Annotated in this window: 8 protein-coding genes; 3 read left to right on the plus strand and 5 right to left on the minus strand. The window is 54.7% G+C overall.

The genetic code is table 11. The annotated features are described in order from the left end of the window. Nucleotides 1–276 (plus strand): FKBP-type peptidyl-prolyl cis-trans isomerase (locus ACXJJW_RS00215; RefSeq protein ID WP_456473706.1); only part of this gene is annotated, 276 nt, incomplete at its 5' end. Here the strand turns inward: ACXJJW_RS00215 and rnz are convergent. From rnz to ACXJJW_RS00230, 3 genes are read right to left on the minus strand one after another with little or no spacing between them, the layout of a single operon-like run. Further along, a complete protein-coding gene (rnz, locus tag ACXJJW_RS00220) occupies nucleotides 273–1,196 on the minus strand; it encodes a ribonuclease Z (RefSeq protein WP_456473707.1) in 924 nt (307 codons plus the stop codon). The two genes, ACXJJW_RS00215 and rnz, sit on opposite strands and share 4 nt — an antisense overlap. A 1-nt stretch (nucleotide 1,197) precedes the next feature. Then, complete coding sequence (locus ACXJJW_RS00225) at nucleotides 1,198–2,226, minus strand: methyltransferase domain-containing protein (protein WP_456473708.1); 1,029 nt, start codon at nucleotides 2,224–2,226, stop codon at nucleotides 1,198–1,200. Nucleotides 2,227–2,245: 19 nt separating this feature from the next. Further along, on the minus strand, nucleotides 2,246–3,109 hold the full coding sequence (locus ACXJJW_RS00230; protein WP_456473709.1) for a ribose-phosphate diphosphokinase: 864 nt from the start codon (nucleotides 3,107–3,109) through the stop codon (nucleotides 2,246–2,248). A gap of 70 nt (nucleotides 3,110–3,179) precedes the next feature. Here ACXJJW_RS00230 and ACXJJW_RS00235 point away from each other — a divergent pair, with 70 nt between their 5' ends. Next, nucleotides 3,180–4,079, plus strand: a complete 900-nt coding sequence (locus ACXJJW_RS00235; protein WP_456473710.1) for an NAD(P)/FAD-dependent oxidoreductase — start codon at nucleotides 3,180–3,182, stop codon at nucleotides 4,077–4,079. Further along, the gene (locus ACXJJW_RS00240; RefSeq protein WP_456473711.1) at nucleotides 4,076–4,501 is read left to right on the plus strand and encodes a PIN domain-containing protein; all 426 of its coding nucleotides are present in this window, start codon (nucleotides 4,076–4,078) and stop codon (nucleotides 4,499–4,501) included. Before ACXJJW_RS00235 ends, ACXJJW_RS00240 begins: the two co-directional genes overlap by 4 nt. Here ACXJJW_RS00240 and ACXJJW_RS00245 read toward each other — a convergent pair. After that, nucleotides 4,493–4,741 carry a hypothetical protein gene (locus tag ACXJJW_RS00245; RefSeq protein WP_456473712.1) on the minus strand — a complete coding sequence of 83 codons (249 nt, stop codon included), beginning with the start codon at nucleotides 4,739–4,741 and terminating at the stop codon, nucleotides 4,493–4,495. The two genes, ACXJJW_RS00240 and ACXJJW_RS00245, sit on opposite strands and share 9 nt — an antisense overlap. Nucleotides 4,742–4,779: 38 nt before the next feature. Beyond that, a complete protein-coding gene (gene trpB / locus ACXJJW_RS00250; RefSeq protein ID WP_456473713.1) occupies nucleotides 4,780–5,970 on the minus strand; it encodes a tryptophan synthase subunit beta in 1,191 nt (396 codons plus the stop codon). Between the last annotated feature and the right edge of the window lie 95 nt (nucleotides 5,971–6,065).

The following is a 6,065-nucleotide window of genomic DNA, read 5'->3' on the forward strand; positions in this document are numbered from 1 at the left end:
GTTCTGGGAATGAAAGCAGGCGATGAGAAGACAGTGGAAATTCCCCCTGAGGATGCCTACGGAGAGGCAAATCCCGAGCTCATAATCAGTCTGCCCATGGACATGTTCAAGGAGGCAAAAATAGAGCCCAAGGTGGGGCTCATACTGGAGACAAGCTCAGGGATGTGCCAGATCAAAGAGGTGCAGGAGCAGGAGGTTGTGGTGGACTTCAACAACCCCATGGCCGGGAAAACGCTGGTCTTTGATATAAAGGTGGAGGAGATCCTGAAGGGCTAGCTCCACCAGCCTTTCTCTCTTTTAAGCTTCTGCATGTCCACACTGACAAAATCCTCTGCCACATAACTTTCCTGGAAAACCTCTCTTGCCTGCTTTTTCAGAATTTTCACATTCTTGTACCTGGGGCTTATGTGGGTCAGGTAGAGCATGAGTGCGCCGCCGCGCTTTGCGAGCAGCGCAGCCTCCACGCAGGTTGAGTGGAGCCTCTCTTTAGCGTTGTCCAGCAGCTCATGGTCGAAGGTGCTGTCGTGAATAAGCAGCGCATCTCTGCACGCGAGCTCAACACCCTGCGTGGGGCGGGTGTCGCCTGAGTAAACAACCCTGAACCCCCTCTTCTGCTCGCCCAGCACATCCTCCGGTGAGACAACCCTGCCCTCAAACTCAACCTTCTCGCCACGCTGCAGTTTTTTGTAGAGTGGACCCGGAGGTATTCCCAGCGCCTCGGCCTTCTCCCGCATAAATCTCCTTCCCTTCTTCTCCTCGAATACCAGGGCAAACGCCGGCAGGCCGTGCTCCACCGGCAGAGCTGAAATTGCATAGTTTTCCTTCTCAAGCCTAAACCCTGTGCGCAGCTCTCCCACTTTAATCTCAAAGCTCAGGTCAAAGTAACCCAGCTTAAGCATCCTCTGGACAAGCTCCTTTATCCCGGGAGGGCCATAAATCTCCAGCGGCGCCTCCCTGCCAGAGAAGCTCATGGTCTGGATAAGTCCCGGTAGGCCCAGGAAGTGGTCCCCATGGAGGTGGGTGATAAACACCCGCGAGATTCTCATGTAGCTTATTCCGCTTTTAATAAGCTGCCTCTGCACGCCCTCGCCGCAGTCCCAGAGGATGACCTCACCCTCATAGCGCAGCGCTATCGCTGAGTGGGCTCTCTGCGATGTTGGAATCGCAGCCGTTGTACCCAGGAATACTACCTCCATGTTATGCCTTCCTCAGCACCACTATCTTCCTCACCAGACTGCGGTGCACCCGCTCCAGGTGGGTCTCCACCACTTTGAAGCCCGCGCAACTCGCATAGTCTTCGATGTCGATGCCGCTCGGAGCGAGTACACACGCATACCGCCCGGGGATGAGCATCCTGTAAATTGAGGTGAGTGATTCCTGGTATAGCTTCTCCAGGCTTAAACCTTTCGTGCTTGCACTTATCCCGTAAGGTGGGTCGCAGGCGATAGCATGAAAGTGCTCGGGATAGCGCTTCCACAGCAGACGCGCATCCCCCTTCTCAAGGTGGTAGCGCTCCACGCCATAGTGGCGGAAGTTAACCTCAGCACCGCGAAGAAATTCCTCCTCCACATCAAAGCCGTACACCTCAGCTCCCACAAGCCCTGCTTCCAGGAGTATCCCTCCTGTGCCGCAGAAGGGGTCTGCGAAGCGCTCTCCCCTGCGCACCCTCGTCAGATTAACCACCGCTCTCGCCAGCCTGGGAAGGATAACACCCGGGCGGAAGTAGGGCCTCAGGTGGGGACGCCTCTCCTCATAGGCGCCGCGGTCCACGCGCTCCAGAATGCGGGCCAGGAAAAACCTCCCGGAGATTATGCCCACAATACTGTTCTCTGGCCTCGAAAGGTTCACCTTCTTGCCCTGCGCTGCGATAACTGCACCTATCTCCCTCTCAAGCTTATCGCTGGAAAGATGCTCAGCATGGTGCCTCACCCTGTGCACCCTCACAGCAAAGCTCCCCTCAAATGAATAATCCCTGCGCATGGCGCACGCGAGCACCTCCTCTTCCTCAGCCTTGCAGGAGAAGTACAGTTCACCAAGGAAGTGGGCCATTGCAGTGCGCCTTGCAGCCTGGGCTATCGCTCTGGCAGGAAAATCACCCTCAAGCACCAGAACCTGCTCAGCTTCCTCAACAACCTCAAAGCCTGTGTCGAGCGCCTCAAAAACTGCCAGAACCTCGCTGCGTGGGAGCGTCGCATGTTCCCCGGAGAGGAATACCAGAAGCTTCATGCTTTTCCTCAAAAGAAGGCTATTCCAGCGCACCCGCTATCAAGGGCGCGACTGAAATAAAACTTATCTGCGAGGGTATTGTATTCGTGCCCACCACTTCGCGAGCGCCGGCTGCGAACAGGCGGGATATTGCACTCCCGGTAGCCACAGGGTGCACGCACGCCACGTAGATATCCGCAGCACCCTGCGCTTTAAGCATCTTTATTGCCTCCACCATTGAGCCGCCCGAGTCTATTATGTCATCCACAATCAGCGCATTCCTTCCCTGAATGTTCAGATTCTTGGGCTTTACCACCACTTCACCCGGGCCCAGACGTGTCTTTTCGAGGTGGTCGTACTCGCACCCCAGACGCCCTGCAACTCTCTCAGCCATGGGTAATGCACCCCTATCCGGGCCTATTACAACGCAGTCGTCGAGCTTCATCGACCTGAAATACTCACCAAGCTCAGGGGAGGCGTCTATTTCTCCAGCCTCTATGGTGAAGTAGTCCAGGATTGTACTCTCGTGCAGGTTTATGCCCACGAACTCATCTGCATTCAGAGAGATGTGCTTCGCAAGTACGCGCGAGGTCACCGCCTCACCCTGCGTGAAACTTCTGTCCTGTCTTGCGTAGGCAAGGTAGGGCACCACCGCAGTTATTTTAGCAGCACCTCCCTCTCGAAGGGTCTCCAGCAGTGCAAGGAGTTCAAATATGTTTCTGTTCTGGGGGCGCGGCGTGGACTGGACAACCACGCACTCTTCGTTGGCAACCTCGCCCTCTATGCGCAGATAAAGCTCGCCGTCTGGGAAAACCTTACAGGTAATACCTGCGAGCTCTGCGTTGAGCTCGTCTGCCACCTCCTTCGCAAGAACCTGAGACGCCGTACCCGGAATAACAATCACACTACCATCCTCCTTCAGATTGATTTACCCACAGGGAATATTTATATTTTCATGGAATAAAAGGCATGCGATGGCCTGGGATGTGGTTATCGTCGGTGCGGGCGTTGCAGGGCTCAGCGCAGCGATGCAGACTTCTCGCCTGGGGCTGAGCTGCCTTGTGCTTGAGAAGGTTGTCCCCGGAGGAGGCGCATGTCTCGCCAGGTGCGTGGAGAACTACCCCGGTTGCGGGAGTATTGACGGCTGGGGTTTGACCAGGAAGTTTGAGGCACAGGCTCACGAAGCCGGGGCGGAGATAAGGGAGAGTGAGGAGGTTCTGAGGGTCTTCCCGGGTGAGGGAGATGCTCGTGTTGTTACACAGAAAGGCGAGTACTCCTCCGGTGCGGTGATTATCGCCTCCGGCACCAGGGAGAAGATGCTTCAGGTGCAAGGAGAGCGCCGGCTGCACGGCGTGGGTGTGCACTACTGCGCCCAGTGTGCAGGCTATTCATATCACAATAGGCGCGTAGCCGTGGTGGGCAACAATGAGCGGGCCCTCGAAGGTGCTCTTTTTCTCTCTGAGATTGCATCTGAAGTAATGCTTATCTTCGAGGAGGAGAGGCTGAAGGCAGAGAAACCGCTGTTTGAGAGGCTTGAAGAGGCGCAGAATGTATCACTCCTCCCCAATGCGAGGGTGACCGCCTTCACCGGCGATGATAGGCTTGAAGAGGTTATGCTGAAAGTGGCGAGTGAGCCGTGCACAATCGCACTGGACGGAGTGTTTATCTACGCGGGCAGGGTGCCCAACTCAGAGCTCGTCGAGGTGGAGAAGGATGCTGAGGGTTACATCCTCGTTGACTGCGATATGCGCACTTCTGCGCAGGGGGTCTTCGCCTGCGGTGGGGTGGTGCGTAAGAATGCAAGAATAGCGAGCAGCGTTGGCGAGGGCACGGTGGCGGCACTATCAGCGGCGGAGTATCTGGGGCTGTGGTGAATGTGAAACTTTACATCGACGCTGATGTGTGGCTGAACTTCTGGCAGGATGAAATGATTGGGCTTATACCGGCTGCCCACTACACAGAGCTGCTTCTTGAAAAGGCAATCGATAGGGGGTGGGTGATAGTGGTATCAGATGCTGTCAAAAAGGAAGTATATAAAAAGAAGGTGACTCAGGAAGACTTTGGAAGATTGATAGGAAAACTTAAAAAAGCTGGATTGGTTGAAGAGGTCGAAATCACGCAGGAAGATGTAAACCTAGCATATAGAATATTCTCTGAAAGGCATTTGCACCGCTCAGACGCCCTGCACACTGCGCTTGCCCTAAAGTCAAAAGCGACCATAGTGACGAGAAATATAGAGGATTTTAAAAAAGTTTCTGACATGGTTGACGTGAGAAAGCCAGAGGACCTAATCTGACGAACCAGGCCACTTGAGACCCTTTTCTCTCAGAAGTTCGTTAAACGCCTCCTCCTTCTCTTCATAGGTTAATGGACCCGTATCAGCTCTGCCTTTCATGGAACCTCTCTGCAGTTTTATGTCAATCTTGAGGATCTCTTTTTGGATTTCCTCATCTTTTGTTTCTTTCTCAAGTCTGTCGAGTTCTGCACGAAGCTTCTCAGCTACAGCGGGCATATTATCATCCTTTCCAAATCTCATCAGCAACCAATGTTATATCAAAAAGTGATGCTGAAACCTCACAAAACACCCTCGCGCTTTGCCACCGCCTCGACGTCCTTATCGCCCCTGCCGGAGAGGTTTATCACCACCACATCGCCCTTATCGAATTTATCAGCATTGTTGAGAACCCATGCCACCGCATGGGCACTTTCAAGTGCGGGTATTATTCCCTCCTTCTCGCTGAGGTAGTGGAAGGCTTCAAGAGCTTCGTCGTCAGTGGCGTAGTAGTATTTCGCCCGCTTTATCTCCCTCAGCAGGGAGTGCTCGGGTCCAACCGCAGGGTAATCCAGGCCAGCGCTTATGCTGTGCGTCGGGGCAATCTGCCCGTACTCGTCCTGGAGCACGTGAGTATAGGTGCCGTGGAGCACACCCTCTCGCCCGGCTGCGAAGCGCGCCGCGTGCTTGCCTGTCTCTATACCCTCGCCCCCTGCCTCGACGCCTATGAGCTCGACCTCCGTATCCTCCAGGAAGGGGTAGAAGATGCCCATGGCGTTGCTACCCCCACCAACGCAGGCGACTATCGTACTGGGAAGCTTTTCTTCATGCTTTAAAATCTGCCTTCTGGTTTCTCTTCCTATAACACTCTGGAAGTCGCGGACCATCATGGGATACGGGTGGGGGCCAAGCACAGAACCGAAGATGTAGTTTGTGTACTCCACACTCGCAAGCCAGTCCCGGAAGGCTTCGTTGATGGCATCCTTAAGCGTCCTGGAGCCGCTGGTAACGGGGTGAACCTCAGCGCCCAGAAGGCGCATCCTGAAGACATTCATCTTCTGCCTCTCTATATCCTCTGTGCCCATGTATATCTCGCACTTGAGGCCCATAACAGCTGCAGCAGTTGCAGTGGCGACGCCGTGCTGCCCAGCGCCTGTCTCTGCAATCACCCTGCGCTTTCCCATGCTCTTTGCCAGGAGAGCCTGCCCCAGAGTGTTGTTTATCTTGTGCGCACCGGTATGCGCAAGGTCCTCCCGCTTGAGGTAAACCTTGAAGCCCAGCTCGGCGCTCATGTTGGCGCAGAAGGTGAGCGGTGTTGGCCTGCCCACATACTCACGCAGATAGTAGTCAAGCTCGCGCTTGAAGTTTCTATCCCTCCGCAGCTTCGCATACGCTGCTTCCAGCTCCTCAATGGCGGGCATCAAAATTTCGGGAGCGTACCTGCCGCCAAACCTGCCGAACCTGCCCCTTCGCGTTGGATACCTTCTTGGCATGACATCCTCCTCAGAAGAGTATTGAAGCCTGCGATTTATAACTTTGGTTTATCATCCATATCCATGCGAGCAACTTTTCTGATATATCTGCCTAA

It is taken from the genome of Candidatus Pyrohabitans sp., assembly GCF_054014795.1.